This window comes from Actinoplanes sp. NPDC049598, from assembly GCF_040675435.1.
Lineage (GTDB): Bacteria > Actinomycetota > Actinomycetes > Mycobacteriales > Micromonosporaceae > Actinoplanes.
In genome coordinates this window covers 79,563-98,128 of the sequence record NZ_JBFAOX010000030.1, presented here as the reverse complement: position 1 = coordinate 98,128, position 18,566 = coordinate 79,563, and the positions used below count along the sequence as shown (strand labels likewise).

At 69.8% G+C, this 18,566-nt stretch carries 16 protein-coding genes; 3 read left to right on the top strand and 13 right to left on the bottom strand.

The features are described from left to right. The 10 genes from nuoF to mqnC all read right to left on the bottom strand — a co-directional run bounded on the left by nuoF (nt 1) and on the right by mqnC (nt 9,536). Nucleotides 1–1,317: an NADH-quinone oxidoreductase subunit NuoF gene (gene nuoF, locus AB0J66_RS42205; RefSeq protein ID WP_364673100.1), complete on the bottom strand. Its 1,317-nt coding sequence runs from the start codon at nt 1,315–1,317 to the stop codon at nt 1–3. Next, a complete protein-coding gene (gene nuoE, locus AB0J66_RS42200; protein ID WP_364673099.1) occupies nt 1,314–2,351 on the bottom strand; it encodes an NADH-quinone oxidoreductase subunit NuoE in 1,038 nt (345 codons plus the stop codon). The genes nuoF and nuoE overlap by 4 nt, the downstream gene beginning before the upstream one ends. Continuing rightward, nucleotides 2,351–3,676 carry an NADH-quinone oxidoreductase subunit D gene (locus AB0J66_RS42195; protein WP_364673098.1) on the bottom strand — a complete coding sequence of 442 codons (1,326 nt, stop codon included), beginning with the start codon at nt 3,674–3,676 and terminating at the stop codon, nt 2,351–2,353. Before AB0J66_RS42195 ends, nuoE begins: the two co-directional genes overlap by 1 nt. Further along, complete coding sequence (locus AB0J66_RS42190; RefSeq protein WP_364673096.1) at nt 3,673–4,377, bottom strand: NADH-quinone oxidoreductase subunit C; 705 nt, start codon at nt 4,375–4,377, stop codon at nt 3,673–3,675. The genes AB0J66_RS42195 and AB0J66_RS42190 overlap by 4 nt, the downstream gene beginning before the upstream one ends. Continuing rightward, nucleotides 4,374–5,042, bottom strand: a complete 669-nt coding sequence (locus tag AB0J66_RS42185) for an NADH-quinone oxidoreductase subunit B family protein (RefSeq protein ID WP_364673095.1) — start codon at nt 5,040–5,042, stop codon at nt 4,374–4,376. The genes AB0J66_RS42190 and AB0J66_RS42185 overlap by 4 nt, the downstream gene beginning before the upstream one ends. A gap of 37 nt (nt 5,043–5,079) precedes the next feature. Beyond that, nucleotides 5,080–5,445 carry an NADH-quinone oxidoreductase subunit A gene (locus AB0J66_RS42180; RefSeq protein WP_364673093.1) on the bottom strand — a complete coding sequence of 122 codons (366 nt, stop codon included), beginning with the start codon at nt 5,443–5,445 and terminating at the stop codon, nt 5,080–5,082. Nucleotides 5,446–5,521: 76 nt separating this feature from the next. Continuing rightward, complete coding sequence (locus AB0J66_RS42175; RefSeq protein ID WP_364673092.1) at nt 5,522–6,817, bottom strand: geranylgeranyl reductase family protein; 1,296 nt, start codon at nt 6,815–6,817, stop codon at nt 5,522–5,524. Nucleotides 6,818–6,915: 98 nt separating this feature from the next. Further along, a complete protein-coding gene (locus tag AB0J66_RS42170; protein WP_364673091.1) occupies nt 6,916–7,185 on the bottom strand; it encodes a hypothetical protein in 270 nt (89 codons plus the stop codon). 57 nt (nt 7,186–7,242) lie between these two features. Further along, a complete protein-coding gene (locus AB0J66_RS42165) occupies nt 7,243–7,986 on the bottom strand; it encodes a demethylmenaquinone methyltransferase (RefSeq protein WP_364673089.1) in 744 nt (247 codons plus the stop codon). A gap of 263 nt (nt 7,987–8,249) precedes the next feature. Next, nucleotides 8,250–9,536 carry a cyclic dehypoxanthinyl futalosine synthase gene (mqnC, locus tag AB0J66_RS42160; RefSeq protein WP_364673088.1) on the bottom strand — a complete coding sequence of 429 codons (1,287 nt, stop codon included), beginning with the start codon at nt 9,534–9,536 and terminating at the stop codon, nt 8,250–8,252. A 94-nt stretch (nt 9,537–9,630) separates the two neighbouring features. Here mqnC and AB0J66_RS42155 point away from each other — a divergent pair, with 94 nt between their 5' ends. Together AB0J66_RS42155 and AB0J66_RS42150 are read left to right on the top strand one after the other, a co-directional pair. Beyond that, a complete protein-coding gene (locus AB0J66_RS42155; RefSeq protein WP_364673086.1) occupies nt 9,631–12,603 on the top strand; it encodes a DEAD/DEAH box helicase in 2,973 nt (990 codons plus the stop codon). Between the two features lies 1 nt (nt 12,604). Next, nucleotides 12,605–13,423 carry an SWIM zinc finger family protein gene (locus tag AB0J66_RS42150; protein WP_364673085.1) on the top strand — a complete coding sequence of 273 codons (819 nt, stop codon included), beginning with the start codon at nt 12,605–12,607 and terminating at the stop codon, nt 13,421–13,423. Between the two features lie 39 nt (nt 13,424–13,462). Here the strand turns inward: AB0J66_RS42150 and AB0J66_RS42145 are convergent, their stop codons facing one another. Next, complete coding sequence (locus AB0J66_RS42145) at nt 13,463–15,049, bottom strand: beta-1,3-glucanase family protein (protein WP_364673084.1); 1,587 nt, start codon at nt 15,047–15,049, stop codon at nt 13,463–13,465. Nucleotides 15,050–15,182: 133 nt separating this feature from the next. Here AB0J66_RS42145 and AB0J66_RS42140 point away from each other — a divergent pair, with 133 nt between their 5' ends. Then, nucleotides 15,183–16,139, top strand: coding sequence for an aldo/keto reductase (locus AB0J66_RS42140; RefSeq protein ID WP_364673082.1), 957 nt, complete (start codon nt 15,183–15,185; stop codon nt 16,137–16,139). 86 nt (nt 16,140–16,225) lie between these two features. Here the strand turns inward: AB0J66_RS42140 and AB0J66_RS42135 are convergent, their stop codons facing one another. Next, nucleotides 16,226–17,020 (bottom strand): thioesterase family protein, encoded by a 795-nt coding sequence (locus AB0J66_RS42135; protein WP_364673080.1) that lies wholly within the window; start codon nt 17,018–17,020, stop codon nt 16,226–16,228. Between the two features lie 62 nt (nt 17,021–17,082). Continuing rightward, nucleotides 17,083–18,564: an LPXTG cell wall anchor domain-containing protein gene (locus tag AB0J66_RS42130; protein ID WP_364673078.1), complete on the bottom strand. Its 1,482-nt coding sequence runs from the start codon at nt 18,562–18,564 to the stop codon at nt 17,083–17,085. Nucleotides 18,565–18,566 lie beyond the last annotated feature (2 nt).

The window sequence follows — 18,566 nt, the reverse complement described above, 5'->3', positions numbered from 1 at the left end:
TCAGTGCGCTCCAACCAGGGCCTTGGCGGAAAGCCGCGGCGCGGTCCGGCCCTCGATGTAGTCCAGGTAGTCCTGGCGGAAGAACTTGAGCGTCGACATGACCGGGGTGGCCGCACCGTCGCCGAGACCGCAGAACGACCGGCCGAAGATGTTGTCGGCGGTGTCCTGCAGCGTGTCGAGGTCCTTGTACGTGCCCTCGCCGGACAGGATCCGGCGGTACGTACGGACCATCCAGTAGTTGCCCTCACGGCACGGGGTGCACTTGCCGCACGACTCGTGGTGGTAGAACTCCAGCCACCGCCAGGTCGAGTAGACCGGGCAGTCCTGATCGCTGAAGATCTGCATGGCCGTGGTGCCCAGGATCGAGCCGGCCGCCGCGACACCCTCGAAGTCCATCGCGGTGTCGATGTGCTCGGCCGTCAGCAGCGGCGTCGACGATCCGCCGGGCGTCCAGAACTTCAGCGTGTGCCCGGGCTTCATCCCACCGGCCAGCTCGATCAGCTCGCGCAGGGTGATGCCGAGCCCGCACTCGTACTGGCCCGGGTTGGCGATCCGGCCGGAGAGCGAGTAGATCATCGGGCCGGCCGACTTCTCGGTGCCCATGCTCTTCCACCAGTCGGCCCCGCCGAGCACGATGTACGGCACGCTGGCGATGGTGCCGACGTTGTTGACCACCGTCGGGCTCGCGTAGAGACCGGCGATGGCCGGGAACGGCGGGCGCAGCCGGGGCTGCCCGCGGAACCCCTCGAGGGAGTCCAGCAGGGCGGTCTCCTCGCCGCAGATGTACGCCCCGGCGCCGCTGTGCACGACCAGTTCGAGGTCGAAGCCGGAGCCGAGGATGTTCCGGCCCAGATAACCCTTGCGGTACGCCTCGTCGACGGCGTTGCGCAGCCGCCGCGCGGCGTGCACCGCCTCGCCGCGGATGTAGATGAAGGCCCGCTCGGCCCGGATCGCGTAGGCCGCGATGATCGCGCCCTCGACCAGCGAGTGCGGGTCGTAGGTCATCAGCGGCAGGTCCTTGCAGGTGCCCGGCTCGCCCTCGTCCGCGTTGATCACGAGGTAGTGCGGCTTGCCGTCGCCCTGCGGGATGAACCCCCACTTGAGACCGGTCGGGAAGCCCGCGCCGCCGCGGCCGCGCAGACCCGAGTCCTTGATGAGCTGGATCAGGTCGTCCGGGTGGACGTCGAGCGCCTTGCGGACCGCCTTGTACCCGTCGAGCTGCTCGTAGACGCCGATCTGCCACGCGTCCGGCGAGAGCCAGCGCTTGGTGAGGACCGGGGTCAGCTTCTCGAGCACCTCACGCCGTGGCTGGGTCATTTCGCCTCCTCGCTGCCGCGGGCGGTGTCGCCGGCGGGCTTGCCGTCGCCGGCGGGCTCGTTGGCCGAGGCGCCGGCCGCCTCGGCCGGGTTGCTCGGCGCCGGCGGCGTGGCCTTGGCGTCGCCCGTCTTGTCGGGCGTGCTCGCGTCGGGGTTGCGCTGCTGGGCCGTACGGACCTCGGGGTCCTTGTCGTCGCCGGCCTTGGCCGGTTTGCCGGCGTGCGACGTCACCGAGGTCACGGCGTCCTTGACCTTGTCGACGACCGAGGCGACCTTGCCCTTGTCCGCCCCGCGGGCTTCCTCGCGCGGGGACGGCTTGGTCTTGGTGATGGGGGTGTCCGGGTCGAAGTTCGGCACCGCGACGCCGTGCTGCTGGGCGAGGTTCACGCCGCGCAGGGTGGGCGCCCCGGCCCGGCCGTCGCCGACCGCGCCCTCGCGCGGGTCGGCGAAACCGGCCAGCTGGACCTGCATCTCCTTGAGGGAGCAGATCCGCGCGCCCCGGGCCGGGGTGTACGCCTCGCCGTTGCGCAGCTTCTCGACCAGGCCGACCGCCGCCTCGGGGGTCGCCTCGTCGAGCGCGAAGTCGTAGTTGACCGTCACCACCGGCGCGTAGTCGCAGGCGGCCAGGCACTCGGCGTGCTCCAGCGTGATGCGGCCGTCGGCGCTGGTCTCGTCGTGCCCGACGCCGAGGTGCTCGGAGAGCTGGTCGTAGACCTCCTGGCCGCCGAGCGTGTTGCACAGCGTGTTGGTGCAGACGCTCACGAGGTATTCGCCCGTGGGGCGGCGCTTGTACATCGTGTAGAACGTCGCGACCGCGCCGACCTGGGCCTTGTTGATGCCCAGGATCTCGGCGCAGAACGCCACTCCGTTGGGGCTGACGTGGCCCTCGACCGTCTGCACCAGGTGGAGCAGCGGCAGCAGGGCCGACCGTTCGCGACCGGCGGGGTAGCGAGCGAGGATCTCGGTTGCCTGGCCGAGGAGTTTCTCGGCCAGTGGAGCGGCGGCGGGGGAAAATTCCACCTCTGTTGCGGTCATTACCGGTCACACCCACCCATCACGGGGTCCAGAGAAGCGCCGCCGGCGATGACGTCGGCCAACAGCGCGCCCTCGGCCATCGCGGGGATGGCCTGGAGGTTCACGAAGCTCGGGTCGCGCATGTGCACCCGGTACGGATGGGTGCCACCGTCGGAGACGGCGTGCACGCCGAGCTCTCCGCGCGGGTGCTCGATCGCGACGTAGACCTGGCCCGCCGGCACCCGGAAGCCCTCGGTCACGAGCTTGAAATGGTGGATAAGGGACTCCATCGACTGGCCCATGATCTTGGCCACATGCTCGAGCGAGTTGCCCATGCCGTCCAGCCCGACGGCCAATTGCGCAGGCCAGGCTATCTTTTTGTCGGCGATGAAGATCGGGCCCGGCCGAAGACGATCAAGGGCCTGCTCTATGATCTTGAGAGACTCTCGGATCTCGGCGAGACGAACCTGGTACCGCCCCCAGACGTCGGCGGTCGTCGCGGTCGGGACGTCGAACTCATAATTCTCATAGCCGCAGTAGGGCATCGTCTTCCGCAGATCCCATGCCAGCCCCGCGGAACGCAGGACGGGCCCGGTGATGCCGAGCGACAGGCATCCGGTCACGTCCAGCACGGCGACGCCCTGGGTGCGCTCCTGCCAGATCACCTGGCCGGAGAGCATCGCCTCGTACTCCTTGAGCTTCTTGGGCAGATAGACCAGGAAGTCGCGGATCTTCTTGATCGCCGACTCGGGGACGTCCTGCGCCACGCCGCCCGGGCGGAAGTAGGCGTGGTTCATCCGCAGGCCGGAGGTCTCCTCGAAGATGTCGAGGATGTACTCACGCTCGCGGAAGCCGTAGAGCATCATCGAGATGGCGCCCAGCTCCATGCCGGTGGTGGCCAGCCAGACGAGGTGGGACGAGATCCGGTTCAGCTCCATGAAGAGCACCCGGATCGTGTTCGCCCGCTCGGTGATCTGGTCGGTGATGCCGAGCAGCTTCTCCACGGCGAGGCAGTAACCGGCCTCGTTGAACAGCGGCGCGAGGTAGTCGGCCCGGGTGACGAAGGTGGTGCCCTGCGTCCAGTTGCGGTACTCGAGGTTCTTCTCGATACCGGTGTGGAGGTAGCCGACGACGGGGCGGACCTCCTGGACCGTCTCACCTTCGAGCTCGAGCACGAGCCGCAGAACGCCGTGCGTCGACGGGTGCTGCGGACCCATGTTGACGACGATCTTCTCGTTGCTCAGCGGGTCGACGCTGCCGGTGACCGTGTCCCAGTCGCCGCCGGTGACGGTGAAGACGCGGCCCTCGGTGGTCTCTCGCTCGGTTGCGTATCCGGACTGTGTCATTGGTAGACCCTCCGCTGGTCAGGAGGCGGAATCTCGGCGCCCTTGTACTCGACGGGCACGCCGCCGAGCGGGTAGTCCTTGCGCTGGGGGTGGCCCTCCCAGTCGTCCGGCATGAGCACCCGCGTCAGGTTCGGGTGGCCCGCGAAGACCACGCCGAACATGTCGTAGGTCTCCCGCTCCTGCCAGTCGGCGGTCGGGTAGATGCTGGTCACGCTCGGCACCGGCACGCCGTCGGGCACGGCGACCTCCAGGCGCACCCGGCGCCGGTAGGTCATCGAGGTCAGGTGGTAGACGACGTGCAGCCGGCGCGCGTCGGAGTTCAGGTAGTCCACGCCGGACACCGACGAGCAGAGCTCGAAGCGCAGCGACTCGTCGTCCCGCATGATCTGCGCGACCTCGGCGATCCGCTCCGCCTTGATGTGCAGGGTCAGCTCGCCGCGGTCGACGACGACCCGCTCGATCGCGTCGGCGAAACCCGGGTAGGCCTCCTCGAGCGCGTCGGTGACCTCGTCGAAGTACCCGCCGTAGGGCTTGGGGCTGCCGACCTGTTCGGGACGCCGGCGGACCAGGCCGCCGAAGCCGGAGACGTCGCCGGTGCCGGTGATGCCGAACATGCCCTTCTGCGGGCTGGCCGGGGTCTGGGCCGGGGCGTCGATGTCGGCGCCGACGGGCTCATGACCGTCCTGTGGTGCGATGCTCATTTGCCCTCCCGCAGGTGCGGCTGCAGCTTCATCCAGTTCTCGATGCGCAGCTGTTCCTCGCGGCCTTCCTTGACCGCCTGCGTCCACTCAGCCCGGCGCACCTTGTCCACGCGGTACGACGACGGCATGGCGCCCGGCGCGACCACCGGCACCTTGCCCTCGGCCCGGCGGGCCTCCAGCATCTTGCGGCCGTTGGGGCCGAGCGGCTGGGCCATCACCTTCTCGCGCATCTTGAGGATGGCGTCGATCAGCATCTCCGGCCGCGGCGGGCAGCCGGGCAGGTAGACGTCGACCGGGACGATGTGGTCCACGCCCTGCACGATCGCGTAGTTGTTGAACATGCCGCCCGACGAGGCGCACACGCCCATCGAGATCACCGAGCGCGGCTCGGGCATCTGGTCGTAGATCTGCCGGACGACGGGCGCCATCTTCTGGCTCACCCGGCCGGCCACGATCATCAGGTCGGCCTGCCGCGGCGAGGCCCGGAAGACCTCCATGCCCCAGCGACCGAGGTCGTAGTGCGGGCCGCCGGCCGCCATCATCTCGATCGCGCAGCAGGCCAGACCGAACGTGGCGCCCCAGAACGAGGACTTACGGGCCCAGTTGGACAGCTTCTCGACGGAGGTCAGCAGGATGCCGGCCGGTAGTTTCTCTTCGATTCCCATGGCTGTGTCTCCTGAAGGTGACCGGTAGAGCCGCGGATCAGTCCCAGTTGAGGCCGCCACGCCGCCACACGTACGTGTAGGCGATGAAGACGGTGACGATGAACAGGACCATCTCGACGAAGCCGAACAGGCCGAGCGCGTTGAAGGACACGGCCCACGGATAGAGGAAGATGGTCTCGATGTCGAAGATGATGAAGAGCATCGCGGTCAGATAGAACTTCACCGGGAACCGGCCGCCGCCGACCGGCGTCGGCGCCGGTTCGATGCCGCACTCGTACGCGTCGAGCTTGGCCCTGTTGTAACGGTGCGGACCGACGATGGGCGCGATCGACACCGAGAACAGCGCGAAGAGCGCGCCGAGGATGAGTAACCCGACGATCGGGACGTATGGGTTTACCGACATCTCGAACTCTCCAGCTTTCGACTATGAGCCGTATAACACTATTCGTCCGATTTGTTCTTGATTGAGCCGGGGTGCGTCAGACGGCCGGAGCCACCTTGGTCAGGCCGTTGATGACCCGGTCCATCGCGTCCCCGCCGCGCGGGTCGGTCAGGTTCGCCAGCAGTTTCAGAACGAACCGCATCAACGTCGGGTGCGGCATGCCGTGCTTGGTGGCGATCCGCATGATCTGGGGGTTGCCGATGAGCTTCACGAACACTCCGCCGAGCCGGTAGTAGCCGCCGAACCGCAGACTAAGCTCCGACGGGTACGCCCGCAGCGCACGCTCGCGATCGGCGCCCTCGGGCCGGGCCAGCGCCTGCACCGCCACCTCGGCCGCGAGCTCGCCCGACTCCATGGCGTAAGCGATGCCCTCGCCGTTCATCGGGTTGACCATGCCGCCGGAGTCGCCGACCAGCATGAGGCCGCGCGTGTAGTGCGGCACCCGGTTGAAGCCCATCGGCAGCGCGGCGCCGAGGATCGGCCCGTCCGCGTTGGACTCGTCGCGGAAGCCCCAGTCGGCCGGCGTGCCGGCCAGCCAGTCGGTGAGCATCGACCGGTAGTTGGTCTTGCCGAAGGCGCTGGACGAGTTGAGGATGCCGAGGCCCACGTTCACCCGGCCGTCACCCATGCCGAAGATCCAGCCGTAGCCGGGCAGCAGCCGGGTCGGGTCCTCGGAGCTGCGCAGCTCCAGCCAGGACTCGAGGTAGTCGTCGTCGGCCCGCACGGGCGAGGTGTAGTAGCGCCGCACGGCCACCCCGAGCGGCCGGTCGTCGCGCTTGGTCAGGCCCATGGCCAGCGGCAGCTTGCCGGAGACGCCGTCGGCCGCGATCACCAGCGGCGCCCGGAACTGCATCGGCTCCTTGCCCGGGCCGACCTTGGCCTCGACGCCGATGGCGTGGCCGTCGTCGTCGAGCACCGGGCCGGTCACGTTGACCGCGGTGCGCAGGATGGCGCCGGCCTCGACCGCACGCCGCGCGAGCATGTCGTCGAAGTCGAGCCGGGTCCGGACGAGGCCGTAGTTGGGGAAGCTGGCCAGGTCGGGCCAGTCGAGCTCGAGACGGACGCCGCCGCCGATCACCCGCAGGCCGCGGTTGTGCAGCCAGCCGGCCTTCTCCGAGGTGTCGACACCCATCCGGACCAGTTGCCGGACGGCGCGCGGGGTGAGCCCGTCACCGCACACTTTCTCGCGCGGGAACTCGGTCTTCTCGAGAAGCAGAACGCGCAAGCCGTGCCGGGCCATGTGATAAGCGGCGGCCGAGCCGCCCGGACCTGCTCCGACGACGATCACATCCGCCTCGTCGGCGATGGGACCGGATAGTACCTGGTTGCGCACGCCACACCTCCGTCTCGCAGCGGCTCGTGAAACAGTTCACAAGCACGCCCAAGTCGGAGTCTAAGACGGCCATCGAAGCTCGTTCGGGTAAGGGAACCCTAACTGTTTCGCGCCGGTGAATTGACGGTCGGTGCACCCGTCGTGATTTCGGGCTCGCCCTCCGCGTCCAGGAACTGCCGGAAGGTTCCGCCGGTGGCCTTCTCCAACGCGGAGATCAACTGCTCGACGAGATCTTGTGCCAGCTCAGGATCTTGAGCGGCCACCATCCGGATGCGGGCGGCCAGCTCCATGCCACGACGCTCGCCGGCGTCACGGTCGTCGATCGCGATGTCGATGTCGGTGTCCTCGAGGTGCCCGAAAGTGGTCATTCTCCGAGGAAAACAGGAACCCTCCGTAGATGGGCGGAAACGTCGCCCTTGTCCCCTTTAGAGGCGCGTGGCGCGGTGCAGCGCGACGACCCCACCGGTCAGGTTGCGCCAGCCGACGCGGCCCCACGGGCCGGACTCCGCGATGCGCCCGGCGAGACCGGCCTGGTCGGGCCAGGCCCGGATCGACTCCGCGAGATAGACGTACGCGTCCGGGTTGCTGGACACCCGCCGCGCCACCGCGGGCAACGAGCGCATGAGGTACTGCAGGTAGACGGTGCGGAACGGACCGTTCGTGGGGTGGCTGAACTCGCACACCACCAGCCGGCCGCCGGGCCGGACGACCCGGCCGAGCTCACGCAGCGCAGCGGCGGTGTCGACGACGTTCCGCAGCGCGAAGGAGATCGTGACCGCGTCGAACGTGGCGTCCGGGAACGGCAGCTTGAGCGCGTCACCGGCCACCAGCGGCACCACGGGCCGGGCCTGACGACCGACGCGCAACATGCCCACGGACAGATCGGCGCCGACCGCGAACGCACCCGAGCGGCTCAGCTCCTCGGTGGAGACGCCGGTGCCGGCGCCCACGTCGAGCACCCGCTCCCCCGGCCGCAGACCGAGCGCCGCCCGGGTCGCCCGCCGCCAGCCGCTGTCCTGCCCGAAGGAGAGCACCGTGTTGGTCAGGTCGTAGCGCTTGGCCACGCCGTCGAACATCTCGGCGACCTCGTGCGGCTGCTTGTCCAGATCTGCGCGACTCACGCGGTCCAAACTACCGGTACAGACAGATCGGGCGGGATGGTCACCCATCCCGCCCGTTCCTTGTGCGTTATATATACGACCGCCATCGGTCGGGTCCGCAACCATCACCGGGAACCAGGTCCCCGGTAGAAGTCTCAGGTTTTACGAGAGCAACGTAACCAGGGGGACAAAGCCCGGAACAGAGGTTCACGGCCCTCGTTACGAAGGAGCAATCAGCCCTCCCCGGTTCGCCGAGCCGCACCTGACCGAACGGTCAACGCGTACCCCCCGAACAGGGCGTTCTCGATATCTACCCGTGACTTTCGTGACCGTTACGAGACCCCGACCACCGGGAGCTGGGTGCGGCCGGCGCCGCCGCCGGGCATCGCGATCGAGGAGAAGTGCGACACGACGCGCTCGTCGGTCGGGTCGTCCTCGGGCGTGTGGTGCACGGCCAGGTGCCGGTAGATCGTGTCGCGCTGGGCCGGGATCCGGTCGGCCGTACGGATCATCCAGATCAGCTCGTGCAGGTTCGACCGGTGCTTGGCGCCGGCCGAGGAGATCACGTTCTCCTCGAGCATGATCGAGCCCAGGTCGTCGACGCCGATGTGCAGCGAGAGCTGGCCGACGTCCTTGCCCGTGGTCAGCCACGAGGCCTGCAGGTGGGACACGTTGTCGAAGAACAGCCGCGACATGGCCAGGAAGCGCAGGTATTCCATCGTCGTGGCCTGCGTGCGGCCCTTGAGGTGGTTGTTCTCCGGCTGATACGTCCAGGGAATGAAGGCCCGGAAACCCCCGGCTACCGCCCCACCACCCGCCCTTGAACGGTCTGAAGACTCTCCTGGCGCCTGGCCCTGCTCGACGGCGTCGTCGCGGTAGCCGTTGGCCACGGCCAGATCCTGCACGTCGCGGATCATCCGGATGTGCTCGATGCGCTCCTCGTGGGTCTCGCCGGTGCCCATCATCATGGTCGCGGTCGACGAGAGGCCGTTGCGGTGCGCGACCGCCATCACCTCGAGCCAGCGGGCGCCGCTCTCCTTGAGCGGGGCGATCGCCTTGCGCGGCCGGTCGGGCAGCATCTCGGCGCCCGCGCCGGCGATGGAGTCGAGCCCGGCCGCCTTGATGCGCAGGATGGCCTCCTCGATCGAGACCCCGGAGACCTTGGCCATGTGCAGGATCTCGCTCGGGCCGATCGAGTGGATCGCGAGCTGCGGGTACGCCTGCTTGACGGAGGCAAAGAGGTTCTCGTAGTACTCCACCCCGAATTCCGGGTGGTGGCCGCCCTGCAGCATCACCTGCGTCGCCCCGAGATCGACCGCCTCGCCGCAGCGGTGCAGGATCTCCTCCATCGGGTGGGCCCAGCCCTCGCTGTGCTTGGGGGCCCGGAAGAAGGCGCAGAACTTGCACGCCGTGACGCACACGTTCGTGTAGTTGATGTTGCGGTCGATCAGGTAGGTGACGATGCCGTCCGGGTGCCGGCGGCGGCGCACCGCGTCGGCCGCCTCGCCGAGCGCGTGGAACGGGGCCTCCGTGTAGAGGAGCAGCGCCTCCTCGGGCGTGATCCGCCCGCCGTCGGCCGCTCGCTGCAGGATGCTGTCGATCTCCTGGTTCGCCGTCACGTACCGAAGAGTACGTCCGCCGGGGCCGCGCCGTCAGCGGCGCACCTCTCACATGGGTCGTTACTCTCGATGGCGGTCGTTCCAGGGGGTGGGTGTGCTCGTCGTACATGGTGGTTGGGCTGACGGGCAGCTGATGCTCTGGGGCGAGGATCCCGGCCGCCCGTTGACCACCACGTCGCGAGCGGCCGACCGGCCTCACCCGTTCGCGGCCCCCGTCGAAGAATTGCCCGATTTGTCGGCGACGACCTCGACGAGAACGCTCCAGCTGCCCAGCACGGCGCGGGGCCCCGTCCCCTCCCCCGAGACCGGCGTCGAGTCGAGCGGACGCGGGATCAAGCTGGCCTCCTGGCGAGTGCCGGTCCGGCTGGTGCCCGGCGCCGGCGCGATGGAGATCCTCGGCGAGCTGTCGGAGCCCGACGACGACTGGCTGGCCGCCGCCGACCTGCGTTATCTCTGCGTCCTGGCCGGCTACGCGTGCGACCTGGCCCGCCGCGGCCGGATGCTGCCCCAGCTGGTCACGGAGAACGGCGTGGCCACCGCCCGCTGGCGCCCCGTGCTCACCGGCTCGGACGCGGCCGCCTACCGGGACTTCGCCGAGGGGATGCCGCCCTCGGTGCGGGCGACGGGCGACGGCGTGGCGGTCACGCTGCGCAACGCGCTCGATCATCTCGTCGATTCCGGCGCACGCTCGGTGATGCCCGAGCGGATCCTGCACGGCCACCGGGCCGGCCCCAAGGCGCCGCTGCCCGACCGCTGGATCGCCGCCCTCACCGCCGACGATCCCACGCTGCCGGGTGCTCGCCCGGCCGAGGAGCGCGAGCTGCGGACCGCGCTCGACGACTGGCTGCGGGCCGCGCACGAGGCGAACGGCCCGGTCCGGGTGAGCTTCCGGCTGTTCGAGCCGGCACCCGAGACCGACGAGTGGGGCCTCGAGTTCGCGCTGCAGTCGGCCGAGGACCCGAGCCTCTACCTGCCGGCCGAGGAGGTCTGGGCCGGCGGCCGCTTCCCCGGGATGCCGGCCCGGCCCGACGAGCTCCTGCTGGCCGGGCTCGGCCGGGCCGTGCGGCTCTACCGGCTGCTCAGCCTGGCCCTGCGGGATCAGGAGCCGGGCCGGATGACGATCGACACCGCCGAGGCGCACGACTTCCTGCGCAACGCGGCGCCGCTGTTGCAGGCGGCCGGCTTCGGCGTGCAGCTCCCGGCCTGGGCCGGGCGCAAGGCGGTCGGGCTCAAGCTGACCACGCGGTCGAAGAAGGCCAAGGGCACCGCGACCCGGGCCGTGGCCGACTCCGGCTTCGGCCTGCAGGAGCTGGTCGACTTCCGGCTCGACCTGGTGATCGGCGACGGCGTGGTCAGCGCCGAGGAGCTGGCCGAGCTGGCCCGGCTCAAGGTGCCGCTGGTCCGGGTGCGCGGTCAGTGGGTCGAGCTCGACGACCGCCAGCTGAGGGCCGCGCTCAAGGCCGTGACCAAGCGGCGCGAGGGCGAGCTGACCGCGGGCGAGGTGCTCCAGCAGGTCGTCGACGGCGGCGAGGAGGATCTGCCGCTGGTCGAGGTCGACGCCGACGGCATGCTCGGCGACCTGCTGTCGGGCCAGGCGGCCGACCGGATGGAGCCGGTGCCGACGCCGGCCACCTTCCAGGGCAGCCTGCGGCCCTACCAGGAGCGGGGCCTGTCCTGGCTGCACTTCCTGACCCGGCTCGGTCTCGGCGGCATCCTCGCCGACGACATGGGCCTCGGCAAGACCGCGCAAACCCTGTCGCTCCTGTTGGCCGAGCGGGCCCGGAACGCGGCGAGACCGACACTCCTGATCTGTCCCATGTCCCTGGTCAGCAACTGGCAGAAGGAAGCCGCCCGATTCGCCCCGTCACTGCGGGTTTACGTGCACCACGGCGGAACCCGGGTTCGCGGCGACGAATTTCTTGACACAGTGGACAATTCGGACTTGGTCCTCACCACGTACGGAACGGCGACCCGCGATCTCGAAACCCTGAAGAAGGCCGACTGGGGCCGCGTGGTCTGCGACGAGGCCCAGGCGATCAAGAACAGCGGGACCCGGCAGTCCCAGGCCGTACGCGCCGTGCCGGCCCGCACCCGCCTCGCCCTCACCGGCACGCCGGTGGAGAACCACCTGGCCGAGCTGTGGTCCATCATGGACTTCTGCAACCCCGGCATCCTCGGCCCGGTCAAGCGGTTCCGCCGGCGCTTCCAGGAGCCCATCGAGGTGCACCGGGACGAGGTCGCGGCCGAGGCGCTCAAGCGGGCCACCGGTCCGTTCGTGCTGCGCCGGCTCAAGACCGACAAGACGATCATCTCCGACCTGCCGGAGAAGAACGAGATGAAGGTCTGGTGCACGCTCACGGCCGAGCAGGCCACGCTCTACCAGGCCGTGGTCGAGGACATGCTAGCCGAGATCGAGGGCAGCGAGGGCATCCAGCGCCGGGGCAACGTGCTGGCCGCCATGACCAAGCTCAAGCAGGTCTGCAACCACCCGGCCCACCTGCTCAAGGACGGTTCGCGGCTGCCCGCCCGCTCAGGCAAGCTGGCCCGCCTCGAGGAGCTGGCCGGCGAGATCATCGAGGACGGCGACAAGGCCCTGATCTTCACCCAGTACGCGGAGTGGGGTGCCCTGCTGCAGCCGTACCTCGCCGCGCATCTCGATCGCCCGGTCCTGTGGCTCCACGGTGGATTGTCGAAGGCGAAGCGCGACGATCTGGTCGAGCGTTTCCAGAACGACGACGAGCCGATGCTGTTCCTGCTGTCGCTCAAGGCGGCCGGCACCGGCCTCAACCTGACCGCGGCCAACCACGTCGTCCACTTCGACCGGTGGTGGAATCCCGCGGTCGAGGACCAGGCGACCGACCGGGCGTTCCGCATCGGACAGTCCCGGAACGTGCAGGTCCGCAAGTTCATCTGCACCGGCACGCTGGAGGAGAAGATCGACGCGATGATCGAGCGGAAGAAGGCGCTGGCTTCCTCGGTCGTCGGCACCGGCGAGGACTGGATCACCGATCTCAGCACGGATCAGCTGCGTGAGCTGTTCGCGCTCGACCCCGCGGCGGTGAGGTGACGTGCCGACCGACCCCAAAGGACGGTTTTTCGAGTCGGGTCGTCCGATCGAAGTGGACGGTGGCATCGCCGTCCGGGCCAAGCGCGGCAAGATCGGTGAGCAGTGGTGGTCGCGCCGCTTCGTCGACGTCCTCGAGCAGGTGTGTGACGGCGGCCGGCTCGCGCGCGGGCGCGCCTACGCCCGCAAGGGCCAGGTCATGGATTTCAGTCTCGCCTCGGGGCGGGTCACGGCCCGGGTGCAGGGGTCCAGGCCGAAGCCGTACGAGGTCACGATCGAGATCACGGCCTTCGACGAGGCACAGTGGACGACTTTGACCGACGCGCTCGGCGCGCAGGCGCTGTATCGCGCGGCCCTGCTCGCGGGCGAGATGCCGCACGAGATCGTCGAACTGTTCGCGGCCCACGAGGCGCCGCTGTTCCCGGAGCGGCTGGACATCCGATGCAGTTGTCCTGATTGGAGCGTTCCGTGCAAGCACGGTTCGGCCGTGCTCTACGTGCTGGCCGAGGCGTTCGACGACGACCCGTTCCTGGTGCTGGCCTGGCGCGGCCGTGCCCGCGACGAATTGCTCGACGCGTTGCGCGGCACGCCCGAGCCGGCGCCGGCGGTCGACCCGCTCGCGGTCGAGGAGTCCCCATTGGACGCCCGGCTGACCGATTTCTACGCCCCGGCGATCAGCCTCGGACGGCTGCGGGAGCGGCCGTCGCGGGTGACCGTGCCGCCCGAGCTGCTGCTCCGGGCGCTGGACGCGCCGACGGTGAAGGTCCGCCACATCCCGCTGGTGGATCTGCTGCGACCCGCCTACCGCGACCTGCAGGAGTGACCGGCCGGGCTCGTGCCCGGCCGGCCTCCTCGAGCAGTGTTACGAAGTGCGCCATTTCTGGTTGGCCGCGCCCAGGCAGTCCCAGAGGTGGAGCCGCGCGCCGTCGGCCGAGTTGACGTCCTTGATGTCGACGCAGCGGTTGGCCTGGGGGTTGACCAGGTCACCGGCGGCCGAGAGGACGAACTGCTGCGCCGCCGTGCCGTTGCAGGTGTAGAGCTGGATCGGCGTGCCGTTCGCCGTGCCGGCCGCCGTCACGTCCATGCACTTGTTGTTCTGGCTCTTCACGGCGCCGCCGCTGAACGTCCACTTCTGGGCGTTCGTGTTGTTGCAGCCCCACATCTGCAGCGGGACGCTGTCCGAGAAGTTCGCGCTCGGCACGTCGATGCACTTGTTGTTGAGCGCGCTGATCAGCGGAACCCCGTTGCTCGCGGGCGGCGGCGTGGTGCCACCACCGCTGAACGGCGTCAGCACGATGCCGGCCGACCGGGGGTCGCCGTCGTGCACGAGCGACTCGAAGGCGCCGACGTCGTCGAACGCGAAGGCGTAGGCCTTGCCGTCGACCATGTTGGCGTGGATGACCTTGGCGTAGACGTTGGTCGGGCTGTTGCGGTAGAAGTCGGCCGCGTTGGTGCTCGGCTGAGTGTCGATCGTGCCGAGCGTGCCCCGGTTGAGGGCGGCGCACAGCGTCCGTGAGATCGGGCCCACGACCTGGTCGTTCGGCGCCGGCAGGTCGCCGTCGCAGCCCCAGACGCTGGCCGAGGAGGGCCGGTTGAACGACGCCACCTGCGCACCCGACGAGTTTGTGAAGACCATCGTGTTGCCGGAGGTGCGCCCGAAGTAGCGGGTGTTCGGCTGGTCGCCGAAGGGCACGACGGTCAGCGTCTTCGACGCATAGGCGTTCCAGGCCGAGGCGATGTACGAGTCGAGGTAGTTGCTGCTCAGCAGGCCCGCCCCGGCCGCTTTACCGGGCGCCAGCACCCGCAGCACGGTTCCGTCGGACCGGGTGTAGACGGTGTTGGCCCATCCCGAGGTCCCGCGGATCGTGTTGATGACCGTGTCCCGGCCGTTGGCCACGAGGTCACCCGTCCGCTTGGTCGCGCCCGAGGCGCCGGTGACGGTGACCGCGTGCGGCACGGCGAACATGTCCACCTGCGAGCTGTTCAGCCACAGCCCGGCATCGTTGTAGGTGAACTCGCTCCAGTCGAAGAGGATGTCGCGGTTGGCGTCCCCGCCGGCCCACGGCGCCGGCTGCACGAGCCCGTCCGGCGTCAGGAAGAACTTCAGCTTCGTGCCGAGCGAGAAGTAGACCCGCCCGGAGAAGCCGCGCGGGAAGTTGATGGTCGAGCTGCCGCCGTTGCCGGCGCCGGCGATGGACACGTCGGGCGCGGCCACCGGGGGCAGGGCCCCGCCGCTCCACGCCGTGAAGGTGCCGGCCTGGTTCACGTAGCCGAGCCGGCCGGAGGACAGTTGTACGCCGATCACGTACAGGTAGACCGCGTCGCCGCGGCCGGTGTTGTTGGTGACGGTGACCGGTAGCACCGCGGGGCCGACGGCGGACGCCGCCGGTGGAGACACTAGAGGCGCGGCCAGGACCGCGGCGGCCAGGAGACCCAGGAGTTTGCGCACGGGGAACCTCCGATGAGGGGGAGAGCGCTCTCACCCGAGCGTCGGATTTGTTAACAACCCGTGTCAATAGATAGACGGCGATGTAACCCCGTCCTGGGCCAACGACGGTACGAACGGGCATAAGGTCGTGCTCATGAGTGAGATGAGCTACCGCCGGCTGGGCCCCTCGGGCCTGGTCGTCTCCGTCGTCGGCATCGGCTGCAACAACTTCGGCCGCAAGCTGGACGCCGACGGCACGCGCGAGGTCGTGGACGCCGCCATCGACGCCGGGATCACGCTGTTCGACACCGCCGACATCTACGGCACGCCGCACGGCGCCTCCGAGGAGTGCCTGGGCGCCGCCCTCAAGGGCCGCCGGGACGAGGTCGTGGTGGCCACCAAGTTCGGCATGAACATGGAGGGCCTCAACGGCAACGACTTCGGCGCCCGGGGCTCCCGTCGCTACATCGTGCGCGCCGTCGAGGCGTCGCTGCGCCGGCTCGAGACCGACTACATCGACCTCTACCAGATGCACGAGCCCGACCCGGCCACCCCGATCGACGAGACCCTGGCCGCCCTCGACGACCTGGTCCGCTCGGGCAAGGTGCGCTACCTCGGCCACTCCAACTTCGCCGGCTACCAGATCGCCGACGCCGACTGGACCGCCCGGGCCGCCGGTCACACCCCGTTCATCAGCGCGCAGAACCGCTACAGCCTGCTCCAGCGCGAGGTCGAGACCGAGGTCGTCCCGGCCTGCGAGCACTTCGGCCTGGGCCTGCTGCCGTTCTTCCCGCTCGACTCCGGCCTGCTGTCCGGCAAGTACAAGCGCGGCGAGACCCCCGCGGCCGGCACCCGCCTCTCGCTCGACCGCTACCAGCGCTTCCTCGACGCCGCCGACTGGGACAAGATCGAGGCGCTCACCGCGTTCGGCGCCGAGCGGGGCCACAGCCTGCTCGACGTGGCCATCGCCGGTCTGGCCGCCCGGCCCGCGGTGACCAGCGTGATCGCCGGCGCCACCAGCGCCGAGCAGGTCCAGGCCAATGCCGCGGCCGGCGCGTGGGAGTTCTCGGCGGAGGACGTCGCGGCGCTGGACCAGCTGCTCACTTCATAGGTACGCAATCACGACCGGCACCCGCTTCGAGGGACCGGCTGGGTGCCACTCCAGCCGGTCACCCGGCTTCCGGCCGGTGTGGGTTTTCAAGCACGCCACAACCCCAGCTGGCGCGACAACGCAACCAGCGAGCCGGTGCTGTCCCACAGGTAGGCGTCCTCCTCGACCAGGCCCGGCGCGATGTGCCGGGCCTCGACGCGGGCCTGCACCCAGCCGGGCGCCGGCTGCTTGCGCACGTGCACGGTCAACTCGAGCGTCGGCACGGTCACCAACCCGACCAGCTCCCCCAGAGCGGGTGGGAACGCGTCGGCGAAGAACGGCAGCGCGGCCAGGTCGGGCTCCCGCCCATCGGCGAACCGGATCCACCCGTCGAGGCGCGCCTCCCCCGGCCCCTCGCCGCCCACCCAGCGCGAGGCCGGCAGCACCCGGTAGTCGAAACGCTCGGAGATCGTCGCGCCGATGGCCACAGCCGGCTCGGAGTGGGGCGCGGCGCAGTCGTCCGGCGCCGGGATCGACGGCGCCGCGATCGGGTGCTGGACCGGCGCCTCCTGCAGGACCGGATCGCCGTACGTGGCCACGACCCGTACCCGCTCCTTGCCGTCCTGGCTCAGCGCGACCGCGACGGTGCTGGTCAGCCGCCCCCGCTTGACCTCTTCCACGGCCAGCTCGGCCGGCCCGTCCTGCCCCGGCCGCACGTAGTGGGCGGTCGCGGTGATCAGCCGCTGCTCGGGCACCACCTGACCGGCCGCGGCCAGCGCCACGGCGAACAGGTAGCCGCCGTTGGGCACCCCGGCCGCGATCGACCAGTCGTCGGTCAGCGTGGCCGACCAGCGCCCGTCCGCGCCGGTCACCGCCGTGTCGGCGTCGAACTGGTAGCCCATGCGATCTTCCTATCAAACAAGGACCGCCCCGGTGAGCCCGGGACGGTCCTTGATCACTGCGGTCAGGCGCTGGTGACGATGTGCCGGCGGCGGAAGACGTACGCCGCCACGCCGCCCGCGATCAGCAGCAGGGCACCACCCAGCGCGACCCACCCGGCCGGGGCGCCGGTGACGGGCAGGCCGCCCTCGTCGTCGCCCCCACCCTGGCCGCCACCGGTCAGGGTCAGCGTCAGGGCCGCCTTGTCGTTCTTGGCGTTGCCGTCCTGCACGCCGCCGTCGACCGTGACCGAACCGGCGGTGACCTTCTCCTCGGTGATGGTGCCGGTGAAGGTGAACAGCGACTGCCCGCCCTTGGGCAGCTCACCGGGCAGGCAGGTGTAGACCCGGCCGTCGATGTTGGTCTCCTTGTCGACGCCGTCGAAGTCCTCCGGCACGCCGATGCCCGGGACGCAGGCCGGGTCCACATTGGTGAGTTTCAGGCCGGTCGGCACGGTGACGTGCACCGCCGCGTACCAGTCCTCGATGAGCGGGACGACGCTGGTCGGGCCGAGGTTGCGGACGCCGACCTTGACCGTCGTCTCGTCGCCGATCGCGCCGGTGAAGGCGCCACCGATGGCCGCGCTGTCGGCCGCCGACTTACCGGCCTCGACGCCGAAGAACGCGACGTTGTCCTCCTCGTTCAGGTCGTCCGGGACCTGACTGTCGTCGGGGATGTCGACGGCCGACGTGCGCTTGGCCTCGAGCTTCAGCACCGGGCCGGTCTTCGCGGCGAGCGCGTCGGCCACCGAGTCCTTCACGCCGATGGCCGAGACAGCGGCGCCGTAGGTGTACGGGCCACCGGCGTCCGTACGCAGCTTGAGCTGCACCGGGGTGGCCGAGGGAACGGTGAACGTCGTGTCCGGGGCGAACTCCTGCGGGAAGAAGCAGAGCACGCCGGGGATCTTCTCGCCCTCGACCTCGGTGACGCAGTTGCGGTACTTGGTGAGCGCCTCGACGCCGGGCTCGGAGACCAGGGCGAGCCCGATCGAGTCGACGGTCTCGCTGCCGGCGTTGCGCACTACGATCGGCACGTCCTTGGCCTGGCCGCGGTTGAGCTTCATATCGGCGATCGGCGCGACCTCGAGGTCGACCCCGCCGGTCGAGCGCAGGACGGTGACCTCGCTGTCCCAGCCGCCGGCGGAGACGGTGAAGTGGGAGACGAGCTTGCCGCCGGTCGGCTTCAGCGTGATGGCCAGGTTGGTCACCTTGCCCGGCTTGAGGTCGACCTTGCAGCTCGTGGCGTCGCAGCCGGCCGGCAGCGTGAGGCCGAGACCCGCGTCGACGTCGCTGAACGTGACGGCGACGTCCTTGGCGGGCGCCTGGCCCAGGTTGACCAGCTCGACCTGGACGGTCTTGGCCTTGCCCTGGATCACCGTGACCTGCTCGGGCACGTAGAAGTCAACGAATGGCTCTTCGTCAAACGGCGCGGCCTGGGCCGGCGCGGCGAGCCCCCCGAGGGCCACAGCGGCGATAGCGGCGGGGATGGCGAGAGAGCGGAGGCGCATGG

Excerpts from the sequence above, each read along its gene's own strand:
- nuoF (WP_364673100.1), bottom strand. The coding sequence starts at position 1,317 with ATGACCCAGCCACGGCGTGAGGTGCTCGAGAAGCTGACCCCGGTCCTC.
- nuoE (WP_364673099.1), bottom strand. The coding sequence starts at position 2,351 with ATGACCGCAACAGAGGTGGAATTTTCCCCCGCCGCCGCTCCACTGGCC.
- AB0J66_RS42195 (WP_364673098.1), bottom strand. The coding sequence starts at position 3,676 with ATGACACAGTCCGGATACGCAACCGAGCGAGAGACCACCGAGGGCCGC.
- AB0J66_RS42190 (WP_364673096.1), bottom strand. The coding sequence starts at position 4,377 with ATGAGCATCGCACCACAGGACGGTCATGAGCCCGTCGGCGCCGACATC.
- AB0J66_RS42185 (WP_364673095.1), bottom strand. The coding sequence starts at position 5,042 with ATGGGAATCGAAGAGAAACTACCGGCCGGCATCCTGCTGACCTCCGTC.
- AB0J66_RS42180 (WP_364673093.1), bottom strand. The coding sequence starts at position 5,445 with ATGTCGGTAAACCCATACGTCCCGATCGTCGGGTTACTCATCCTCGGC.
- AB0J66_RS42170 (WP_364673091.1), bottom strand. The coding sequence starts at position 7,185 with ATGACCACTTTCGGGCACCTCGAGGACACCGACATCGACATCGCGATC.
- AB0J66_RS42165 (WP_364673089.1), bottom strand. The coding sequence starts at position 7,986 with ATGGGTGACCATCCCGCCCGATCTGTCTGTACCGGTAGTTTGGACCGC.
- AB0J66_RS42140 (WP_364673082.1), top strand. The coding sequence starts at position 15,183 with ATGAGTGAGATGAGCTACCGCCGGCTGGGCCCCTCGGGCCTGGTCGTC.
- AB0J66_RS42135 (WP_364673080.1), bottom strand. The coding sequence starts at position 17,020 with ATGGGCTACCAGTTCGACGCCGACACGGCGGTGACCGGCGCGGACGGG.
- AB0J66_RS42130 (WP_364673078.1), bottom strand. The coding sequence starts at position 18,564 with ATGCGCCTCCGCTCTCTCGCCATCCCCGCCGCTATCGCCGCTGTGGCC.